This window comes from Bacillus sp. SRI_025 (genome assembly GCF_057592095.1).
Window position 1 is genome coordinate 439,066 of the sequence record NZ_JBYEGB010000003.1, and the last position, 22,748, is coordinate 461,813.

The 22,748-nt window shown below is 41.8% G+C and carries 19 protein-coding genes; 3 read left to right on the forward strand and 16 right to left on the reverse strand.

Translation table 11 applies throughout. The features are described from left to right. Window positions 1-19 precede the first annotated feature (19 nt). Both AC20OE_RS11940 and AC20OE_RS11945 read right to left on the reverse strand, forming a co-directional pair. Window positions 20-1,444, reverse strand: coding sequence for a SpoVR family protein (locus AC20OE_RS11940; RefSeq protein WP_371412178.1), 1,425 nt, complete (start codon window positions 1,442-1,444; stop codon window positions 20-22). A 67-nt stretch (window positions 1,445-1,511) separates the two neighbouring features. Beyond that, a complete protein-coding gene (locus tag AC20OE_RS11945) occupies window positions 1,512-2,711 on the reverse strand; it encodes a globin domain-containing protein (RefSeq protein ID WP_487268881.1) in 1,200 nt (399 codons plus the stop codon). A gap of 183 nt (window positions 2,712-2,894) precedes the next feature. Here AC20OE_RS11945 and AC20OE_RS11950 point away from each other — a divergent pair, with 183 nt between their 5' ends. Then, window positions 2,895-3,326, forward strand: coding sequence for an Rrf2 family transcriptional regulator (locus AC20OE_RS11950; RefSeq protein WP_039177468.1), 432 nt, complete (start codon window positions 2,895-2,897; stop codon window positions 3,324-3,326). Between the two features lie 160 nt (window positions 3,327-3,486). Then, on the forward strand, window positions 3,487-4,962 hold the full coding sequence (locus tag AC20OE_RS11955; RefSeq protein ID WP_039177466.1) for a catalase: 1,476 nt from the start codon (window positions 3,487-3,489) through the stop codon (window positions 4,960-4,962). A 143-nt stretch (window positions 4,963-5,105) separates the two neighbouring features. Here the strand turns inward: AC20OE_RS11955 and AC20OE_RS11960 are convergent, their stop codons facing one another. Next, window positions 5,106-5,426 (reverse strand): YqzG/YhdC family protein, encoded by a 321-nt coding sequence (locus AC20OE_RS11960; protein WP_371412180.1) that lies wholly within the window; start codon window positions 5,424-5,426, stop codon window positions 5,106-5,108. Between the two features lie 191 nt (window positions 5,427-5,617). Here AC20OE_RS11960 and AC20OE_RS11965 point away from each other — a divergent pair, with 191 nt between their 5' ends. After that, a complete protein-coding gene (locus AC20OE_RS11965) occupies window positions 5,618-5,866 on the forward strand; it encodes a YhdB family protein (protein WP_024426598.1) in 249 nt (82 codons plus the stop codon). Between the two features lie 50 nt (window positions 5,867-5,916). On the opposite strand, the gene AC20OE_RS11970 is transcribed toward AC20OE_RS11965, so the two are convergent. The 13 genes from AC20OE_RS11970 to AC20OE_RS12030 all read right to left on the reverse strand — a co-directional run bounded on the left by AC20OE_RS11970 (window position 5,917) and on the right by AC20OE_RS12030 (window position 22,745). Continuing rightward, entirely contained in the window at window positions 5,917-6,801 is an 885-nt protein-coding gene (locus AC20OE_RS11970) for a GNAT family N-acetyltransferase (protein WP_059375363.1), read from the reverse strand. Window positions 6,802-7,051: 250 nt separating this feature from the next. After that, window positions 7,052-7,702 carry a response regulator gene (locus AC20OE_RS11975; protein WP_059375321.1) on the reverse strand — a complete coding sequence of 217 codons (651 nt, stop codon included), beginning with the start codon at window positions 7,700-7,702 and terminating at the stop codon, window positions 7,052-7,054. Further along, window positions 7,699-8,844, reverse strand: coding sequence for a GAF domain-containing sensor histidine kinase (locus AC20OE_RS11980; RefSeq protein WP_059375324.1), 1,146 nt, complete (start codon window positions 8,842-8,844; stop codon window positions 7,699-7,701). Before AC20OE_RS11980 ends, AC20OE_RS11975 begins: the two co-directional genes overlap by 4 nt. 156 nt (window positions 8,845-9,000) lie before the next feature. Then, window positions 9,001-10,746: a phospho-sugar mutase gene (locus AC20OE_RS11985; protein WP_059375326.1), complete on the reverse strand. Its 1,746-nt coding sequence runs from the start codon at window positions 10,744-10,746 to the stop codon at window positions 9,001-9,003. A gap of 146 nt (window positions 10,747-10,892) precedes the next feature. Next, window positions 10,893-12,554: a glycerol-3-phosphate dehydrogenase gene (gene glpD / locus AC20OE_RS11990; protein WP_047202870.1), complete on the reverse strand. Its 1,662-nt coding sequence runs from the start codon at window positions 12,552-12,554 to the stop codon at window positions 10,893-10,895. Between the two features lie 139 nt (window positions 12,555-12,693). Further along, window positions 12,694-14,190, reverse strand: coding sequence for a glycerol kinase GlpK (gene glpK, locus AC20OE_RS11995; protein ID WP_039177444.1), 1,497 nt, complete (start codon window positions 14,188-14,190; stop codon window positions 12,694-12,696). Between the two features lie 15 nt (window positions 14,191-14,205). Beyond that, a complete protein-coding gene (locus AC20OE_RS12000) occupies window positions 14,206-15,021 on the reverse strand; it encodes an MIP/aquaporin family protein (RefSeq protein ID WP_039177442.1) in 816 nt (271 codons plus the stop codon). 214 nt (window positions 15,022-15,235) lie between these two features. Next, entirely contained in the window at window positions 15,236-15,793 is a 558-nt protein-coding gene (locus tag AC20OE_RS12005) for a glycerol-3-phosphate responsive antiterminator (RefSeq protein ID WP_024425304.1), read from the reverse strand. A 345-nt stretch (window positions 15,794-16,138) separates the two neighbouring features. Then, window positions 16,139-17,479, reverse strand: a complete 1,341-nt coding sequence (locus AC20OE_RS12010; protein WP_487268882.1) for an aminotransferase — start codon at window positions 17,477-17,479, stop codon at window positions 16,139-16,141. Window positions 17,480-17,734: 255 nt separating this feature from the next. Further along, a complete protein-coding gene (locus AC20OE_RS12015; protein WP_458208033.1) occupies window positions 17,735-19,327 on the reverse strand; it encodes a PucR family transcriptional regulator in 1,593 nt (530 codons plus the stop codon). 33 nt (window positions 19,328-19,360) lie between these two features. Continuing rightward, window positions 19,361-20,278 (reverse strand): AEC family transporter, encoded by a 918-nt coding sequence (locus tag AC20OE_RS12020; protein WP_106025337.1) that lies wholly within the window; start codon window positions 20,276-20,278, stop codon window positions 19,361-19,363. A gap of 283 nt (window positions 20,279-20,561) precedes the next feature. Next, complete coding sequence (locus AC20OE_RS12025; RefSeq protein ID WP_024425308.1) at window positions 20,562-20,978, reverse strand: VOC family protein; 417 nt, start codon at window positions 20,976-20,978, stop codon at window positions 20,562-20,564. 228 nt (window positions 20,979-21,206) lie between these two features. Continuing rightward, window positions 21,207-22,745: a bifunctional GNAT family N-acetyltransferase/carbon-nitrogen hydrolase family protein gene (locus AC20OE_RS12030; RefSeq protein ID WP_012009394.1), complete on the reverse strand. Its 1,539-nt coding sequence runs from the start codon at window positions 22,743-22,745 to the stop codon at window positions 21,207-21,209. Window positions 22,746-22,748 lie beyond the last annotated feature (3 nt).

Genomic DNA, 22,748 nt, shown 5'->3' on the forward strand with positions numbered 1-22,748 from the left:
ACATCTTTTTTCGTCTTTTTTATGCGAGATATTTCCTATGAACCCCTTTTCCATCATAAGAAAACATGACTTCTTTTCCTTCAAGAACGGACTCGATATGCACACTTCTTCCCCATAGCTGATATAAATACGGCAGGACTTTTTCTAAGTATTTCAGATCAAGTTCAATGCCTTCATACCAATGCTTGATATAAAGTTCATTATTTTTTAAATAGTCGCCATCAATCACGGTCAAATACGGAAAGCCGCCATTGACTCTCATGCTAACTAACTGATCACGTACCGCCTTCCATTCTTTATCAATGACTTTATAATCTCTCCCCTGCTTTTGAAACAAGTACAAGTCTTCTCTCATCACAAGGTCTTTCGTTAAGTAGTTTCGAATAAAGGAAATATCCGATTCAATTTCCCTGACTTCAAACATTTTGCTGCGGCCAGATCCTTCTGTGACCCCAGCTTTTTTTAATTCTTCACATGGATTGTCATAGCGCTCTTCGATATCTTCAAAAATCTTCAGCCCTAAATAGTAAGGATTGATGCCTGTTTTAGATGGCTGCACCACACCTGCATTTAATTTTGCGAACTCTATCGATTCACTTGAATCCAAATCAAGCTCCCGCATTATCCGTTGGTGCCAATACGATGCCCAGCCTTCATTCATAATCTTTGTTTCCAGCTGCGGCCAAAAATAGAGCATTTCTTCTCTCAGCATAGTAAGAACATCCCGCTGCCATGGCTCCAGTTCCCGGGAATGCGCTTCAATAAAGAGTAAAAGATCCTTTTCCGGCTTCGGCGGAAATTGCTTGACGGTTTTCTTTTTCTCACGCGTCTTCGGCTCATCCATTCCCCACAAATCATCATAAGGCGTTTGACGTTTTGGTTTATCATCTTCATCTTCTTCTTCATCGTCCATACTCCAGCTTAATTTTGATCGAACAAGAGACGGATCAATATGCTCTTGGATAGCCAATACCGCGTCTAAAAAGGATTCGACTTCTTTTGTCCCGTGAATATGCTCATATTCTTTGATCCGCTCTGCCGCTGCTGACATGCTTTCGACCATATCTCGTTTTGTGTTTTGGAAACGGCAATTATTTTTGAAGAAATCACAGTGTGCCAGTACATGAGCCACAATTAATTTATTTTGAACAAGCGTATTGTTATCAAGTAGAAAGGCGTAGCAAGGATTTGAATTGATCACCAGCTCATAAATTTTACTTAACCCTAAATCATAATGAAGCTTCATTTTATGAAATTGCTTCCCAAAGCTCCAGTGGCTGAATCGTGTTGGCATTCCGTATGCACCGAACGTATAAATAATTTCCGCGGGACAGATTTCATATCTCATCGGATAAAAATCTAGACCAAATCCTTCTGCAATTTCTGTAATTTCATCAATCGCTCTTTGTAAAAGACGTTTTTCAGATACGCTCAAGGAAACCATCCCTCCTCATCGGACTTATCCCTACTATATGAGCGTATGTAAAAAAACATGATGTTCCGCCAACCGTTTAGACGACTTCCATTTCTTTCGTGGATTGCCCGCCGAATGCTTCGAAATGAATATGGTCTGCTGGAATTCCCAGCTCTTTTAAAATATGAATGATCTCCTGTGTAAACACCGGGGAACCGCATAGATAAAATTGGCCTTTCCCTTCTCCGATCACCGATTGAAGAAATGGACGATCAATGCGGGAAGCTGCTTTCTCAACAAGCTCACCCTTTACAGACTGCGCAAATTGTTCATTACATAGAATGATGCGCCCATGGGCAACTGAAGCTAAAACGCGTTCAAACTCATTTTCAAAAGCGGTGACATCCTCTAATCGATCAGCATGAATCATCGTAAATGTCTGGCTGTTTTGTGCTGCAGTTTTCACTAAACCAATCATTGGTGTGACACCAGATCCAGCACTGATAAAATAAACAGGCTCATTTATGTCATCTTGCAAGCAGAACATTCCCTGCGGCATACTCACTTGAAGAACGTCCCCTTCTTCCATTTCATCATGCAAAAATGTGGACACATGACCATCACGCTTCACTGTAATACGGTAATAAGATGGATGATGCCCGTCTGATAAGCTGTATTGTCTGCTGCACATATAGGCTTCTCCTGGCATATCTGTCTGAACCGTAATGTATTGGCCTGTTTTATACATTGGCAGCTCTGATTCATCTTCTGGTACTAAATAAAAGGAGATAAGCGACGGAGATTCTTGCTTCTTTTTCTTTATCACAAACGGCTTCACATCTGCCCATCCGCCTGTTTGCTTCACATTTTCATCCATCATTTCTGCTTCAATGGTAATGAAAATATTCGCAATGATGTCATATGCAGCTTTCCACGCTAATAAAGTGTCATCTTCTTCTCTTAAACCAAACACATCTTTCATCGCTTCAATCAGGTGATATCCGACAATTGGGTACTGCTCTTTTTTGACCATGACACTGACATGCTTATGGGCAATTTGTTTGACCGCAGGAAGTAATTCCTCTAATCGATCAATGTGCAGTGCAGCCTGATATAATGTCGCAGCAAGTGCCTCTGGCTGACTTCCGTTCATAAGATTTGTTTTATTAAATTGATTGAGCAGCTCCGGGTGCTGGCGAATCATATTTTGATAAAAAACAGTGACAAGTTTGGTTCCCTCGGCTTTTAGTAGAGGAGCTGATTGCTTTATTGCATTCATTTGATCTGTAGATAACATCGTCATTCCTTCTTTCAAAAGAAGTATTTTAAATACATCTTTATCGTAATGGATGACAGTCTCTAAAAGCAATATTTATAATACATGTTTTAAATGTTGTCACATTTCTCACTTTCTCGAACAGTTTTTGTCTAAAATGTGTTACGATGATACAAAACTCTATTAGGTTTAGAGGTCGTCAAAATGAAACTTACGAATTACACAGATTTCTCATTAAGGGTACTCATTTATTTAGCATCAAGAGAAAACAATGAACTGTCAAATATTCAGCAGATTGCCGATGTTTATGGCATTTCTAAAAATCATCTGACGAAGGTGATTTATCATCTTGGAAAACGCGGGTATGTAGACACGATTCGCGGAAGAAATGGCGGGATCAGGCTTGGAAAAAGCCCAGAAAGCATTAACATTGGAGAGGTTGTCCGTTATACAGAGGATGATTTAGTCATGGTTGAATGCTTTGATCCAAAGAAAAATGGCTGCATCATCTCCCCGATTTGTTCATTAAAGCATGTACTTCATGAAGCACTCACTGCTTATTTAAGCGTTCTTGACCGATACACACTAAAAGATTTAACACAAAACAAAGATGCTCTCAGGGAGCTCCTGCTTTAAGGCGAAAGAATTTTATTCTTTCGTCTTTTTCTTTACCTTCTTGTAATAATAATTTATTTAAAATTATTATAAATAAATATTGACTATCATGTTTGATTCAATATAATTAGGGTATATAGATTGCTAGAAAACACTTTTTTGTTTACAGGAGGAGAAAAGAATGACAAATTCAAATCATAAAAATTTGACAACGAACCAAGGCGTTCCTGTTGGCGATAACCAAAACTCAAGAACAGCTGGTCACCGCGGACCTACCTTTCTTGATGATTACCATTTGATTGAAAAACTCGCACACTTTGATCGTGAACGTATTCCAGAACGTGTCGTTCATGCTAGAGGCGCCGGCGCTTACGGTGTGTTTGAAGTAGAAAACAGCATGGAGAAACATACAAAAGCAGCCTTCTTAAGTGAAGAAGGAAAACAAACAGACGTTTTCGTTCGCTTCTCTACCGTTATTCATCCAAAAGGTTCACCTGAAACCTTACGTGACCCGCGCGGCTTTGCTGTCAAATTTTATACAGAAGAAGGCAACTATGATCTCGTTGGTAACAACTTGCCGATCTTCTTTATTCGTGATGCATTGAAATTCCCTGATATGGTTCACTCTCTCAAGCCAGATCCTGTAACCAATATTCAAGATCCTGACCGTTATTGGGATTTTATGACCTTAACACCTGAATCCACTCATATGCTCACATGGCTCTTCTCTGACGAAGGAATCCCTGCAAGCTACGCTGAAATGCGCGGTTCTGGTGTGCATACATTTAGATGGGTGAACAAATACGGTGAAGCAAAATATGTGAAATATCACTGGAGACCTTCTGAAGGTATTCACAACTTATCTATGGAAGAAGCAGCAGAAATTCAAGCGAACGACTTCCAGCATGCGACAAGAGATTTATATGACCGCATTGAAAAAGGCAACTTCCCAGCATGGGACTTATATGTTCAGCTTATGCCGCTTAGCGATTATGATGAACTTGATTATGATCCATGTGACCCAACAAAAACGTGGAGCGAGGAAGATTACCCACTTCAAAAAGTTGGACGCATGACACTCAACCGCAATCCTGAAAACTTCTTTGCTGAAACAGAACAGTCTGCTTTCACGCCAAGTGCATTTGTTCCAGGAATTGAGGCATCTGAAGATAAACTGCTTCAAGGCCGTCTGTTCTCATATCCTGATACGCAGCGTCACCGTCTTGGTGCGAACTACATGCGCATTCCGGTTAACTGCCCTTATGCACCTGTACACAATAACCAGCAGGATGGCTTTATGACAACGACTCGTCCAAGCGGTCATATTAACTATGAACCAAACCGTTATGACGATCAGCCAAAAGAAAACCCTCACTACAAAGAAAGTGAGCCAGTTCTTCACGGTGACCGTATGGTGAGACAAAAAATTGAAAAACCGAACGATTTCAAACAAGCTGGGGAAAGATATAGAAGCTACTCTGAGGAAGAGAAACAAGCATTGATTAAAAACCTAACGGCTGATTTGAAAGATGTAAATGACAAAACAAAATTACTTGCAATCTGCAATTTCTATCGTGCCGATGAAGATTACGGCCAGCGATTAGCAGATTCACTTGGTGTGGATATTCGCGCTTATCTTCAAGGAAGCATGAAGTAAATCCATCTCGAAATAAATTGTTGGACAAAGGGCTAAAATGATCTTTATTTTAGCCCTTTGTCTTTTTTTGAGCGTGCTAGTAAAGGCAGTTATTGAGGGTTTGTCAGAACGCCTCGAGCACCTTTTACAAAAAATGTGCTTCTTTATAGTCGAAACACGTTAATACTAATCAAATGACCGGTCACCGGATGAAAATAAATTTCTGCATGTGCTGCAAAGCGAGTTGTGCCTTCCTTAACAGTTACGCGAAACACATCTTTTGTCTGCTCATCATTTACTTCTGTCCGGCCAATGTAATGATAATCGTTTAAAGCGGCACCTTTATATTCATCTTTCAACGCTGTGTACGCGAGTCTTTCCCAATTTTCAAACGGCTGCACCGCTGCTTTTGATGCAGGATGAATCATCAAACTGCCAAGCAAAACGATTCCTGCTGCAATAAGCATCCACCATTTCGGCTGCATGATATCATTGATCTCACTTTCATATATGTTTTGTTTAGGTTTAGCAGGCTGGTCCTTTTTCATACATGAAGCATTTATTCAGCCTATAATTCCCGGTACGCAATTCATGCGGACACCAACTTTTCCCCTGAAAAAGTCGATATGATCCGAGCAAACTAATGAGGACTTCTCAAGGGAAAGGAGAAGGTTTAATGAATGTGGCGGATTATGATAAAGCACTTTATTATACGCATCGCTCGCAATGGGATAATTTACTTATTCTTATGGTACGTACGCAAGATGATTTGCTCTCGAAACGTATTGAGCATTTCTTACATGCGTATCAATTTAACCGGAACGATGCAGATGTTGAAAAATGTTTATATGGGCTCCTGCAGTACATTGACCACGCTTCAGAGGCTGCTGCTTCTGAAGTTTATTCACAACCGATGTACACATAAAGAAAAAGGGCTAAAATGAAGTTTATTTTAGCCCTCCCTTTTACATACAATTAGCAGTGCGCTGTGATGGGAAACATAAAGTGGCCTTTTGCCCAGTGTTCCTTTGTGTAAATAAACAATGCATCCTCGTCATTTGGCTTTGTAACCGCGTGTAAACCTTCAATTGTCGTATCAGGCGTGAAATAAAAGATCACTTTTTCCGTTGTTTCCTTCACAATGCTTTCTACAACTTCTTGTACATTTGGCGTTTGAAGCGAGATGATATCAAACATATGCATCGTTTCATTTTCTTCATTCATCAGCACAATGGTATCTAATGCTTCAATATAAAAAATGTCATCCGGCCATACTAATGTAAAATAAAACATCAATAAGCTGCTGTGATGCTGAGCATCCAGCTTCATTGAGTGAGTTTGCCGCTTTTCTGCGAAACGTTCAAGTAATGAGAGGTCTTGCTCCAATGTCAGCTTTTTAACATCTACACCTTTTTTTATTTGAATAGCGCTTTTATTGATATTTAAGCTAAATTCACTTTCGTGATGACGGGTAAAACCAAATCTCGGATAAAAATCTAACACAGTTTCATTAGCAAAAAGAAAGATGACATCACACTCATTTTTGTATTCATCCATGATATGCTGCATTAACTTTGCCGCTAATCCTTTACGCTGATAGGCTTGATCTGTCATAACAGTGCCGATTTGAACTGCTCGATACGTTTGCCCATCAATGATCACTGACATAAGATAGACAGAAGCGTTAGAGATTACCTTCCCGTTATGTACAAAGGAATAAGGTATATATTTTTCATCCCAATAGCCTCTTTCGTACCAGTCACTAAAATCCAAATCAAATGTATCGATCGCAAGCTTATTAAAGCTCTCTTTTAATTTGACATCATGGCGATAATCACTTACTAATTCATATTTTCCCACTTTGATTCCCTCCCATTTTAAATTCACCTGTGATTGACCAGTTCATCACCTCCTATAAAATAAAAAAAGACTTGATGAGCATCCACTCGTCAAGTCTTTTACGTTTTTCTATTAGAAATTAGACTATACATGCCTCTCTTTTTACACAAAAGCGCACATCAAATAACCAACATCTGTGCTCTTTTTTATTCAATTCATTGAATTGAATGTGCGCTTAAAAGTTTTAGCATAACGACTAAGATCCTTTCTGTCATAGCAGCTCTTTTGGCTGATTTTTTTGATAATCCACTGCATACAGAGCCGCCTGGGTTCGATCTGCCAGCTCTAGCTTTGATAATACATGAGATACGTGCGTTTTGACAGTCTTTTCAGAAATAAACAGAGATGAGGCAATTTCTTTGTTGCTTTTGCCCTTTGCAATCTCAAATAAAACATCTCGCTCTCTATTGGTCAGCTCTTTCATCAATGCCCATTTCTGCTCTTTTGGCTCTGTCAGATGCTGCACAAGAAAGGTCGTGATATGACCATCTAACTGATAGGTGCCATTTTGTACTTCAATCATGGTCGAAAGCAGCTTTTCTGGTGCTACATCCTTTAATTGATAGGCTTTCGCCCCTGCTTGAATAGCGGGAATCACATAATCTTTATCCGCATAGCTTGTCAGGATCACAATGCGGGTGTCCGGCATTTCCAGCATCATTTGTTTCGTTGCCTCAATGCCATTCATGACAGGCATAGACAAATCCATTAAGACAATGTCAGGCTGAGTATCTCTGACAACCTCTAATGCCTCTTGCCCATTGGACGCCTCACCAACGATGTCCACATCAGGCTGTGTCTGTAAGAAAAACACCAGGCCTTTTCTCACAATATGATGATCATCTGCAATGACAACTCTCATGACGATCCCTTCCTTTCTTGTGAAAATGGCACTTTTACATGAATCGTTGTTCCTTTCCCTAACTCTGAATGGATACAAAATGTACCACCTGCTCTTCGGATGCGGTCGGACATCCCTTTCAGCCCAAGTGAAGGAAGGCTCATCTGCTCGTCATATTGAAAACCTTTTCCGAGGTCAATGATTTTCATCTCAAACGTGTCTTTTGATTGCTCAAGTTTGACCTCGACTTCTTCTACTTCCGCATGTTTTTGACAGTTATTCAGCGCTTCTTGACATACCCGAAACAAAGTTTCATTGTGAGAATGATCCATTTCTATACAGCCTGATAAAGATAAATTGCAGCGTAATCCTAAAAGCTGAGCATACTCTTCAATTGCTGTCGTAAACCCTTTTTCAAGGCCTCTTGGTCTCAGCTGCCAAATGAGTGACCGCATTTCAATCAGAGCGTCTTGTGACAAATGCTGAATAAAATCAATCATTTCCCCTAGATTCTGATCGCTTGTCATTTGCCGTGCAGCCTTAGCAGTCAGACTCACAGAGAATAGCATTTGGTTGACAGAATCATGTAAATCCTGTGCCAGCCGGTTTCTTTCTTGTAAAAGGGCGTGCTGCTGTTCATTTTGCACAAGCTTCATCCGCTGAATCGCTGTACCAATTTGAAGCGCAATGCTTTCAAGCAAATTCAGCTCTTCTTGTGTAAATGTGACTTTTCCCTTTGCCGCCACATTTAATAAGCCGAACGTACGCTTACATGCTTGTAGAGGCACCGTCGCATGATGTGTAATCCCCTCTGTATCCCCAAGCTTTTGTTCAATCGCCGTTTCAATCCGTTTGCAGTTCATAATATTGGTGGCTGATTGCAGTGAGCCTTTTGTGTATCGGTTGATGCAATAACAATCATTTTGACACATGAGCTGTTTTTGATGCTTTGCGAGTGCTTCAGGTAAAGAAACCTCTGCCATCAGCTCATATGACCCGTCTTTTTCTATAAAATAAATCCATGCTGAATGAAAGCCTGTGACATCCATCAGCATATGGAGCACTTCATGGAGCGTTTCTTTCATTTCCATGCCTTCATTTAGCTTTTCAGCAATTTCTTTTAACGTTTTTAATGTTTCAACCTTCTCTTGGTATTCTCCCATACTGTTTACCCCCGGCATTTGCAGCCTTCACTTATCATTACGCTCATTATACCATGAGTCCCCACGCGGATCTTTCTCCAAAAGAATGATTTTTTCTCATCCTTTTGACTGAGAAAAAAGCCATCATGCATTCATACATGATGGCCTTGTCTTTCGTTATTTCGCTGTTTCTTCCACAATATCATAAACGACTTTCATCACTTCTTCTGACAGATGCTTTAGCTTTTCTTCACTATCTGTTAAAGATGTGCCTTTGACTGCAATATAAAATTTCACTTTAGGCTCAGTGCCGGAAGGTCTTAAGCAGAACCACGAACCATCCTCAAGGAAATATTTCAGCACGTTTGATGCTGGCAGATGAATGGTTTCCTCTTTCTTTTCAGCCACAAGATGTCTTTGACTTGATTGGTAATCCTCGATCACTGTGATGCGCTGCCCTGCGATGGCAGCTGGCGGATTTGTTCTAAAGGTATGAAGGATCGCTGAAATCTGCTCTGCTCCCTCTTTTCCTTTTAAGGTTAATGACTTTAATCCTTCACGGTAAAATCCAAACTGCTTGAAAATATCGACAAGCGCGTCGTACAAGGACTTGCCCTGTTTTTTATAGAAGGCAGCGACTTCAACGGCTAATAGTGCCGCTTGCACCGCATCTTTATCCCGGGCAAAGTCACCGATCAAATAGCCATAGCTCTCTTCATAACCGAATTGAAACGTGTATTCTCCGCTCTTTTCAAACTGCTTAATTTTTTCTCCAATAAATTTAAAGCCTGTAAGTGTGTCTATCGTGTCGGCACCAAAAGCTGATGCTACAGCACGCCCAAGCTCACTTGTGACAATGGTTTTCATCACAACAGGACGAGGCGGCAGCTGACCCAGCTTTTGTTTTTCAGACAATAAATAATGGAGCAGCAGGGCGCCTGTTTGGTTGCCTGTTAAGACGGTAAATTCTCCTTCGTGATCTCTGACTGCAATGCCTAACCTGTCAGCATCTGGGTCTGTTGCAATGAGGATATCGGCATTTTGTTTTTCGCCAAGCTTGATGGCATACTCAAATGCTGCATGCTCCTCTGGGTTCGGCGAGGTTACTGTTGAGAACTGTGGATCTGGTTTTTCCTGTTCAGGCACAACCGTTACATGCTGATAACCTAGAGTCTGAAGTCCGTTTCTGACAGGGTGATTGGCTGTCCCATGAAGCGGAGTAAACACGACTTTGACATCGACCTCATGTGCCAGCTCAGGGTGCACACTTATGGTTTTTAATTTTTCAATATAAGCCTGGTCGATTTCTTCTCCGATCATTTTGATCAGCCCTTGCTGTTTCAACGTTTCTTCAGAATCAACTGAAATCGACAGTTCATTTTCAATTGCATCTACTTCTTGAATGACTTGATCTGCTTCAAATGGAGGCAGCTGCCCGCCATCTTCACCATACACTTTATAGCCATTATATTCTGGTGGATTATGACTTGCTGTCACAACGATTCCAGCAAATGCATGCAGCTCACGAACCGCAAAGGAGAGCTCTGGTGTCGGACGCAATTCATCGAATACGTACGTTTGAATGCCTTGTGAAGCAAGTGTTTTGGCTGCTTCCATCGCAAATTCAGGCGATTTATGACGTGAATCATATGCAATGGCGACGCCTCTTTTTTTTGCATCCTCTCCATGTTTCGCAATATACGCAGCAAGACCTGCTGAAGCTTTACGAACAGTATACACATTCATTCGGTTCGTGCCTGCACCAATCTCACCGCGCATTCCTCCAGTGCCGAACTCAAGGTTTTTGTAGAAACAGTCTTCAAGTGCTTGATGATCATCTTGATGCGTCTCCAGCCATTCCCTTAGTTCAGTATCCAGGTGCTTCTCATTGATCCATCGCTCATAACTCGTCTTCCAACTCATGGTCGTCCTCCCCAGCTCTTATCATCAATATAATAACATCTACAGTTATTTTATATGGAATCATCCTTTATGTCATGCTATATCATTGGCAGTTGGAAAAAATGCAGAATAAATAAAAAAAGCCGATACATGATCGGCTTTTCCTTTTATTCAGCATCAAGCGGTACGACTGCTTCATGGAATAATTGATCTAATTCTGTTTGATGTTTCTGTTTTGCTGCTTCATCCCAGCCAAAACGCTCTGCCATGTAATCAACAACAGGCTGTGCGTATTTTTTTGCCCAATTGATATTAAATAATAGGCTTCCTGTTCTTCTTAAAAAGAAATCGACAGGTGTTACAGCTAATTCTTCTTCGATCGCATAGACAAGCTCTGCCAGCACATATGCTGGAATGTTTCGTTTGTCTGCTTCCCCTTGAAGCTGCTCTACTCGTTTGTAGACACTGCTGACGTTTGAACCATATTTTTCAGCTAATTTTTGTGCAATCGGTTCTGTTAAACCAACAGATGCTCCTTCTGCTGTTTTCGCTTGAACAAAAGCTGCCATGTTTTTAGATCCGCCTACATGACCGCCTGAGATTGGCATATGTTTTGTTTTACATGGACCATAATCTTTGCCAGTCTCTTGTTTCAATCCATCACGTACGAGATCGACAATATGCTCAGCCATTTTGCGATAGCCTGTTAATTTACCACCAGCAATGGTGATTAAGCCTGAAGATGATGTCCACACTTCATCCTTACGAGAAATTTCTGAAGGATCTTTGCCCTCTTCATGAATAAGCGGACGAAGACCGGCCCAGTTGGACTCCACATCTTTTTCTGTAATATTGAGATCAGGGAACATGTACTGAATCGCTTGAATGACATAGTCACGATCGGCTTTTGTCATACGCGGATGCTCCAGCTGTTTTTTGTACACTGTATCTGTTGTTCCAACGTACGTTTTGCCTTCTCTTGGAATGGCAAAGACCATACGTTTATCAGGTGTGTCAAAGTAGATTGCTTGTTTTAATGGGAAGACCGATTGGTCGAATACTAAGTGAATTCCTTTTGTGTGCTGTAAGTGTTTTCCTTCTTTTGAGTGGTCCTTGTCTCTAAGCTGATCTACCCATGGACCTGTCGCATTGACGATCTTCTTCGCATACACATCGTATGTTTTCTTCGTCATAACATCTTCAATGACAACACCAACCACTTTGCCTTTATCATAAATAAATTCTTTTACTTTCGCATAGTTGACCGCTTCCGCTCCGAATTTCACAGCCTCTTTCATCACTTCGATTGTGAGGCGTGCATCATCTGTACGATATTCAACATAGTAGCCGCCGCCTTTTAAGCCGTCCTTTTTGACAAGCGGTTCTTTTGCAAGCGTTTCTTTCGCACTTAGCATGCTTCTGCGTTCGCTATGCTTTACGCCAGCTAAAAAATCATACACTCTAAGTCCAATAGAGGTTGAAAACTTCCCAAATGTCCCGCCTTTATGCATCGGAAGAAGCATCCATTCTGGCGTCGTGACATGAGGACCATTTTCGTATACGATGGCACGCTCTTTACCGACCTCTGCGACCATTTTCACTTCAAATTGTTTTAAATAACGAAGTCCGCCGTGCACTAGTTTCGTTGAGCGGCTAGACGTACCTGCTGCGAAATCCTGCATTTCTGCAAGACCGACACGCATTCCGCGTGAAGCCGCGTCAAGTGCTGTACCAGCGCCTGTAATACCCCCACCAATGATAAACACATCATATGGTTTTTTTGTCATTTCCTGCAGCATTTGTTCTCTTTCTAAGCTAGAAAAAGTCATCTCTTGTTCCTCCCATGTTGTACGGTAAAGAAAAAGAGACCGCAAACACCCAAAGCGTATTTCTACACTTCGGTGCCTGCGGTCTCTCCAGTTCTCCAACCGTTCTATTAACTTACTTGAAGTATACCATACTTTTGGTTTATTTGAAAGCTTGAGCTGCTTTTACAGCCTTTTTCCACCCGCTGTATAACGAGTCACGGCTGTCCTCTTCCATTTTAGGGTCAAAGCGCTTGTCAAGATTCCATTGTTTTGCAATGTCTGAACGGTCGTTCCAGAAGCCAACTGCTATTCCCGCAAGATAGGCCGCACCGAGTGCCGTCGTTTCATTAATTTCTGGACGCTCTACTGGTACATCCAGCAAATCACTTTGGAAGCCCATTAAGAAATCATTCTTTACAGCTCCGCCATCTACACGCAAAGTTTTTAATGAGATGTTTGAATCCTTTTCCATCGCATCTAAAACATCCTTCGTTTGATAAGCAAGTGATTCTAACGTTGCACGGACAAAGTGCTCCTTAGAAGTACCGCGTGTTAATCCGAATACAGCGCCTCTGACATCACTGTCCCAGTATGGTGTGCCTAGACCAACGAATGCTGGAACGACATATACGCCCTCTGTTGACTCAACGCGCTCCGCATAGGCTTCGCTGTCTTTTGAGTCTTTAAACATTCTCAGCCCGTCGCGCAGCCACTGAATTGCTGAACCAGCTACGAAAATACTTCCTTCTAAAGCATATTCAACTTTACCGTCAATGCCCCATGCAATTGTCGTTAATAAACCATGATCCGACTTAATTGCTTTTTCCCCTGTATTCATCAACATGAAACATCCTGTACCATACGTGTTCTTTGCCATTCCTTCTTCAAAGCAAGCCTGACCGAATAGTGCAGACTGCTGGTCTCCCGCCGCTCCTGCAATCGGGATATTTCTGCCGAAGAAGTGATAGTCTGTTGTTTCACCATAGATGTGTGAAGATGGTTTTACCTCCGGAAGCATAGAAGCAGGTACGCCAAGGATATCAAGTAGTTCTTCATCCCATTTCAGATCGTAAATGTTGAACATTAACGTTCTTGACGCGTTGGAGTAATCTGTGACGTGTGATTGACCGCCTGTCATCTTCCAAATGAGCCATGTATCGATTGTGCCAAACAGCAAGTCGCCATTTTCTGCTTTCTCACGAGCACCTTCTACATTGTCTAAAATCCATTTTACTTTTGTCCCTGAGAAATAAGCATCAATGAGAAGACCTGTTTTATTTCTAAACGTTTCATTGTGTCCTTGCGCTTTTAGCTCTTCACAAATGCCTGACGTTTGTCTAGACTGCCAAACAATTGCATTATAAACAGGTGCGCCTGTATGTTTATCCCAAACAACAGCTGTCTCACGCTGGTTCGTAATGCCGATACCGGCGATTTGATCTGCTTCAATGCCTGATTCAATTAAAGCAGTTGAAATGACGGATAGAACAGAGCTCCAAATTTCATTTGCGTTATGTTCTACCCAGCCTGGGTTCGGAAAATATTGATTAAATTCCTTCTGAGCTGTATGTGCAATTTTGCCTTCTTGATCAAATAAGATCGCCCTTGAGCTTGTTGTCCCTTGATCTAAAGCGAGAATATATTTTTCTTTTGCCATGGTGTTTTCCTCCCCTTACATACTTTCATTTACAGCATTTGTTTGATTTTTCGTAGAGACATAGAGTCCTAACAATACCACAACTAAAATAACGCTTACAATCCAAAAGGCTGGAGTGATGTTCGCTTTAAAGGCTGCATTGTAGAAAACACCGCCAAATGCGCCGCCTAAAATTGGACCAACGACTGGCACCCAAGCATACTTCCAATTCGATGGACCTTTACCTGGAATCGGTAGAATCGCATGAGCAATTCTCGGACCTAAATCACGTGCAGGATTGATTGCATAACCAGTTGTTCCGCCTAATGAAAGACCAATTGCGACAATTAAGAAACCAACAATCAGCGGATTGATTCCGTCTGCGAATTTATTTGCACCAATCGCTAAGATTCCTAGAACCAATACAAATGTACCGATGACTTCACTAAGTACGTTTGCAAAAGTATGCGGAATCGCAGGACCAGTTGAGAATACACCCAGCTTTGCACCTGGATCGTCTGTTGCTTTCCAGTGCGGTAAGTAATGTAAAAAGACAATAATAGCTCCTAATAATGCGCCAAGCATTTGACCGGCAATATACATTGGTACATCAGCCCAAGGAAAACTTCCTTCTAACGCAAGCCCGATTGTCAGTGCAGGATTCAAATGCGCTCCGCTGATTCCACCTGTTGCATAAGCTGCTATGGCTACTGCAAATCCCCATCCGAAAGCGATTACAATCCAGCCGGACTGATATGCGAGCGATTTCTTTAAATTGACTGCCGCACATACACCGCCTCCAAAAATAATAAGCAGCATTGTACCTACGACTTCACCCCAAAATGGTGTCATGAAAATTCCTCCTCTGGTTCAGTTGCCATCCCCTATGAATGTGTAAAAAAGATAAAGAAAAAAGATCCACAACAAACATACTTTACATCAGGGTCATTTGTCACCTAGTAAAGCGCTGTTGTGGATCTCCGTTTCTCCATCACATGATATTAACTTAGTGCTATAGTATCAGAGGATGAAAACGTTGTCAATCAATTTTCACATTTTATCTTTTTCACTTTTGGAACGCTTTCCAAAGGGCTGTATTCGATGTTGTCACAGCTGTAGCACCTGCTTCAAGCGCTCTTTCTACATCTTCTTTTGTACGGATAAACCCGCCTGCAAATATTGGAATCCCAGCTCGCTCGCGCACTTCTGTAATGAGATCCGGCACGACCCCTGGCAATACTTCAATAAAATCTGGGCGATGTTTCCCTACGAACTCCATGCTTTTTTCCATGGCACTTGTATCAAGTAAAAACATTCGCTGAATGGCATATACCTTTTTTTGCTTGGCTTTTACTATGACAGAAGACCTAGTAGAAATAATTCCTGCCGGCTTCATTTCCTGACAAATAAATTCCGTTCCATACTCATCATGTTTGATCCCATGAATGAGATCGACATGGACAAACATTTTTTTATGATGGGCATTTGCCTCATTCATGATGCCCTTTAGCCGGCCTAAATGGACATCAAGTAAGACCCCATATGTAAATGGACTTTTTAAAAATTCCTCAAATTGCTTCATATTGCGAACAGCAGGTAGAATGGGTTGATCATGAAAACTCATATGCCGTCTCCTTCAAAGTGTATTGGTTCAGTCACCTCCTAACAGTAATAGAATCTCTTCTATTTTTCAATACACCTAGTGTATCCAATGCCGATTTTACTTAGCAGCGTATGTGCTTTTTCCATAGAAAAAAGCAGAGAAATCTCTCTGCTCAGATTGTTGACAAAGGGCTAAAATGATGTTGATTTTAGCCCTTTGTCTTCTTTTCAGCGTGATAGAAAACCTTTGCAGTCTAGGAAGGACGAGCACCGGAGCGGAGCGAATTTGACATTCGTGAGCACCGGAGCGCAGACCTGCGGGCGAATGCGAGGGTTTGTCTACACGCTGAGCAGAGAAATCTCTCTGCTATAACTGTGCCATGCTTTCTTTAAGCGTGTTTATAATAAATGAGGCGTCTTCGTCTGTTATATTGAGCGGCGGTGCAAGCTGGGCAACGTTATTATAGCCGGCAACCGTATCACCATTTTTCCCAATGATCAGTCCGCGTTTTTTACATTCTGCAATCAATTGAGCGACAACCTGTGGATCAGCTGGTTTTTTGGACTGTTGATCCTGGACAAGCTCAATTCCAAACAGCAGGCCTTTTCCTCTGACATCACCGACAAATGGATGCTCTTTTAACTCTTGCAAACGTTCAAGCATGTCTTGCCCAAGCGTATCAGACCGTTCTACTAATTTCTCGTTTTCCATGATCTCTAGGTTCGCAAGGGCAACCGCACAGGAAGCAGGGTGACCGCCAAATGTATTCACATGGCGCAGTCTGTCATACGTATCTTCCCCTACGTAAGCTTCATAGATTTCTCGTTTCACGCACGTTGCAGAAAGAGGTAAATAGCCGCTTGTGATCCCTTTTGCCATTGTGATGATGTCCGGCTTTACATCTTCATGCATAAAACCAAACCGCTTCCCTGTCCGGCCAAAGCCGCAGATGACTTCATCCACAATGAGAAGCGCCCCATGAGCCTCACAGATGTCTTTAACCTTCTTCAAATACCCTTTTGGCGGCATTAAGATACCGCCGCCTGTAATGATCGGCTCCATAATAACTCCAGCAATGGTCTCACTTAGTTCCCACGTCATGGCTTGATCGATTGCCGCTGCACTTGCCAAAGTTTCTTGATCCTCAGGATGACGATACATATCAGGCGGTGCGACATGGATAAAGCCTTGACCTAATGGTTCATATTTATATTTACGCTGCGCCTGCCCCGTTGCGGCAAGGGCAGCTGCTGTATTGCCGTGATACGACCGATACCTGGAGATGAACTTTGTTCTTGTGCTCTCTCCTTTTTGCGCATGATATTGTTTGGCGATCTTAAATGCGGCTTCATTGGCTTCAGAACCGCTGTTAGAAAAGAAGATGACATAGTCCCCTCCAAGCCATTCATTTAGCTTTTCAGCCAATTGAATCGCTGGCACATGACTTTGCGTCAGCGGATAATAAGGCATTGTATTTAGTTGCTTATATGCCGCTTCTGCAAGCTCTTTTCTGCCATAACCGGCATTTACACACCAAAGACCTGACATCCCGTCTAAATAACGATTCCCATGAATATCTGTCACCCATGCGCCTTCTGCCTCGTGAATAACCATGCTTTCATTTTCCTTGTTTGTCCCTTTCATATGATGCCAGATCAACTGATCATCTTTCGCCTGAAGATTTTGAGCCTGCTCATGTATTTTCATCTTCCCGCCCCCATGTATCCGTTTTCATCACTAAAGAAGCTTAGACCGGTTCAGCAGCACATTGCCTCTCCATTCATTATATGGATGAAAAGGGAGGCATATGAAACTGAAACTAGGCCGCCTGTAAGAGAGAACCAACCGTTACTTTCATTATAAAAAAGGGGCCGGGCTGATTACATTAGACAGATCGTCAACTGATTGAAAAGAACGATAAGACATTCTACTCGGGTGCCTTAGCAAATCTAACAAACCTCGTTAACGGCGATTTCCTTGCAGGAATTCATATGCAAGAATCGCAAATTCAAGCGCCTGTCGTTTCGGGGCCTGCATCATATCCTCGCCAAGCAATGCATGCAGTTTATCTAGTCTATGATAAAGGGTCTGCCTGACAATAAAGAGCTGGCTTGCAGTTTCCTTTTTAGATCCGTTTGTCTGTAAAAAGATATTCAGCGTTTGATAGAGTCTTCCGCTATTTTGCTTATCATATAAAAGCACAGGCTCCAAATACTCTTTCACCATACATTCAAGCAGTCCGCTTTCCTGCATGACAGGCATGAGACGGAGCATATGCAAATCTTGATAAAATGGGCTTTCCACCCGCTGGGGCATCACTTTCTTTAAATGCAGCACTTCTTTGGCTGCTTGAAAGCTTTTTCTCATATGCTGAAACTGCTCACAATATGGACCGATGCCATAATTGATCACGGTTCCGCGTGGCTGCTCCCGATCATACAATTGTTTGATGTCGCTTGCAGCCTTCTCTGCACGCTCTTTCCAGTCCTCCTTCTTTCTCGTGTTCAATAAAATAAACAAGCTTTGTCCTTGATGCTCATACGGAATCAAATGGAAACCCGCACGCTGAAAGATGGAGCGGCACGATACGAGAAAATATAGATTTCCTGCGATTTCTTCGATTTGATGATGCTTTTGAAAGAGCATCACGACACAGCCGGTTGGCTTTTTCAATCCTTCTGTTTCTTCAAGATGCTCTAATATATCTCTTTCTGTATGCTCTTCTTGGAACCATTTTTGCAGCCATTCGTTCTCTTTAGTCTTCTTCAATTCTTCTGTATAAAGCTCTCTTAGCGTTTGCTGGGCCAGAGCATTTGCTCCTTTATCCATTACGAGCAGTTCAAATTCTGAGAGTGTGTTTGTTTGATGAATGAGCACAAGGTCTGCAAATGTCTGCTTGAGTGCAAGCACTTCTTTTTTGGTCACTTCGTATCCTTTTGGCAAGGAAGCAAACTGTAAATAATTCATGACCATCTCTTCGGTTTGTTTGGAGGAATCACATAAAATAATCGGCTCCCCCTGAACAGGAATGAGTAAAAGAATGCCCCTTACGTGCTGATACACCTGGTCCAAAATATCCATCTGCGGATGGGGAGTCAGCAAAAGCTCATTCAGCTTTGATGATAGTGCTTCTAGATCAGCCATCATTTGATACTGGCGTTCAATCATCATCGTATGGAGATGCTGTGTGATGTTGACGAATTTCACTTCTTTTGTAAACAGAATGAGCGGAAAATCTCTTTCTTCTGCATACTCAATCAGTTCTTCCGGCACATCGAATCTGAGCGGAACAAATTCAATACACAAGCCTGCCGCACCAGAATCGATCAGCTGTTTTAAAAATGCTTGAAACACATCCAATTGATCATGGAAGCCTGCGGCTGTTGTTAGTATGAGCTCTCCCCCATTTAACAAATCTTCTACAGCAGGCACTTCTAACACATGGACCCATCTGACCTGCCGAAACAATCCCTTTTCTCCTGCTAACACTTTCGCATGGGCAAAATACTTTGTTTTCAACACATCACTCACTTGAAAATGAACATCTACATTCATTGATATGTCCCCCTTTGTTTTGCCGCCTATCCCCTATCCCAGAGGGTGCATAGATAAAATCCATAATAAAACTGGTAATGTCACGATGCTTAAAACGGTACTGAGAAATGTCGTGCTTGAGACAAACTCAGGCTTCGTTCGAAATTGTACAGCCATGAGCGTAGTATTTGCCGCTGTCGGCATCGCTGCAACTAAGATCATAATTTGTTTCACTAGATCATCTACCGGTAAAATGAGTGTAAAGCCAAATGCGATGAGTGGTGAGATAAACAGCTTCAGCAATACAGCATAAGAAATGTTGCGATAATCCACTTGCTTAAAAGAAATGACGGCGAGCTGCATACCTAAAATAAGCATAATCGTCGGTATGGCGGCATCTCCCACAAGCTGGACACCCGTCATCACCTCTTTAGGTAGTGAAAAATCCATCAGCTGAAATAATAGACCGAGGAGTGCCCCATATGCAACCGGCATACGCAGCACTTTTTTCAGCACGACCTTTCCATCCCCTGCATCCTCTCCGCCCTTTGCTGCATAATACATACCGATCGTACTCATGACAAGCTGCTGCAGCACCATTAAAACGATAGCAATATCTAAACCAGCTGCTCCGAAGACAAGCAGGACAACAGGCGTGCCGTAATTCCCATTGTTCATAAATGCTGACGACAGAATCATGGCACAATACATTTCCTTCGAATAACCATAGATACGAGATAAAATAAAGACACATAAAACAAGTGAAAGACAAAGTCCGACGACAAAAATAGATAAGTACACATAGTCCATCGACACTTTGTTTTGATAAAAGGTTTCAAACGCAAGAAATGGTGACATTAAATATAAAGACATTGATGAGAGCGTATGTATGTCAAAACCAATGGCCTTCTGCCCAATATACCCGATAAGGAAAATACCGAACACTGGCAGTAAGACAAGTAAAAACTCCATGCTGCACCTACTTTTCTCTAGATGAATTCCTATTTTTTGTTTCCTCATAATCATACCACTGTTAAACAATAAAAAAGAAGCACCCTTATGAAGGTAGCTTCTAATTATTGACAAAGGGCTAAAATGTTCTTTATTTTAGCCCTTTGTCTTCTTTTCAGCGTGATTGAAAACCTTTGCAGTCTAGAAAGGACGAGTACCGAAGCGGAGCGAATTTGACATTCGTGAGCATCGGAGCGCAGGCCTGACACCGAATGCGAGGGTTTGTCTACAAGCTGAAGCGCCCTTATGAAAGGCCGCTTCTCTCCTCATCCAAATAGAACACTTCCCACAAATGACCATCAAGATCCTGAAAGCTCCAACCGTACATGAACCCATGATCCTGCTTTTCCTTAAACGGTGACCCGCCTGCTGCCATCGCCTGCTCCACCAGCTCATCGACCTCTTTTCGTGAATCAACCCGCATAGAGACAATGACCTCGGATCCCTGCCTTGCATCCACCAATTGCTTCTCTGAGATGGTTTGAAAATGCTTATGGGTTAACAGCATAACCGTAATGGTGTCACCAATGACCAAACAAGCTGCCTGATCATTCGTCAGCTGCTCTTGAAAATCAAAACCCAGCTGCTCAAAAAAAGCCTTTGATTCCTTGACATGCTTTACCGGTAAATTGATATACAAATGTTTAGCTTGTCGCCCCATTTTCCTCTCCTTTTTGAACACATGATCTCGTTTCAGTATATTCAGATTTTTCTCGAGCATCCCTTTATCACATGAAAAAATAAGCTTTCCTCCTTCTTTAGCTTATGTTTACAATACTTATGATGAATCTTGAACAGGTGGCTACGAAAGCCTTAGCTCGTCCAGCTGCTATGTCATTTTAAAAAATGTCATCAAAAAGAAGCGCCTTGTGGTAGGCGCTTCCTTTCATTATTTCTTATATTCAATATGGTACACATCTCTTCTTCGGTCTTTGAGCTGACGTACCGTTCCATCTTGCCGCTGTCTTCTTAAAATTTCTAAATCGACATCGCCAACGACAACCATTTCTATATTCGGATTACATTCTCCTACAATCCCATCTCTTGCAAATTCAAAGTCAGATGGGGCAAAAATCGCTGATTGTGCATATTGGACATCCATATTTTCGGTTTGCGGAAGGTTTCCGACAGTTCCAGAGATGACGGTATAAATCTGATTTTCAACCGCTCTAGCCTGTGCACAATAACGCACTCTTAAATAGCCTTGACGGTCTTCTGTACAGAACGGAGTAAAAATAATTTTTGCTCCTTTATCAGCTGCAATCCGAGCCAGTTCAGGAAATTCAATATCGTAGCAAATTTGGATCGCAATTTTACCACAGTCCGTATCAAATACCCGAACCTGATCACCTGCTGAAATCCCCCACCATTTTCTTTCATTCGGTGTGATATGGAGCTTATATTGCTTTTCAATCGTTCCATCACGTCTAAATAAATACGCGATATTGTAGATTTTCCCTTCCTCTTCAACGAAATGGGATCCACCAATGATATTAATGTTGTACTTCACAGAAAGGTCTGTGAACAAATTAATGTAGTCCTCGGTATATTCCGTGATACGCTGCACTGCAAGACTTGGGGAGCGCTCCTCTAAATAAGACATGAGCTGCGTTGTAAAAATTTCTGGGAATACGGCAAAGTCAGCTGACGCATCTGATGCGACATCAACATAATACTCCACCTGATTCATAAATTCCTCAAAGGAATGAATTTGTTTCATCGCATATTGAATGACGCAAATACGTACTGGGAACGCCGATTTATAATATCTTTTTGATTGCGGACGATAATCGACGTTGTTCCACTCCATTAGCGTCGCATATGTGCTGGATGCCTTATCATCCGGCAAATAATTCGGATTAATCCGCATCAGGCTGAATTCATTTAACAGCTGAAAAGATAAAACAGGATCATAAATTTGATGAAGCATGACCTGCTCGACATATTGACGAGGCGTCATTTCCTCTTGGTATTTATGATAATTCGGGATGCGTCCCCCAATAATGATACTTTTCAAATTTAATCTTCTTGCTAAGTCTTTTCTTGCTTCATATAAACGATGGCCAATTTTCATGCGGCGGTACTCAGGACTAACCATAACCTCAATTCCGTACATATTCATCCCATCTGGATTATGGTTTGTAATGTACCCATCATCTGTGATGTCCTGCCAAGTATGACGGTCATCGTATTCATCAAAGTTAATTAATAAACTTGAACAAGAGCCAATGATTTCTCCCTCAAATTCAGCACAAAACTGCCCTTCTGGGAAATGTTCAAGATGGCTTTCAAGATGCTCCCGTTTCCAAGGGTCCATGCCCGGAAAGCATACCTCTTGTAAGGCAATGATTCGGTCAATATCTTCTTCCCGGATATTACGGATCACCATTCTTTTTTCAAACCGCGTTAAATCGAGTTTTTCTGCCATGAT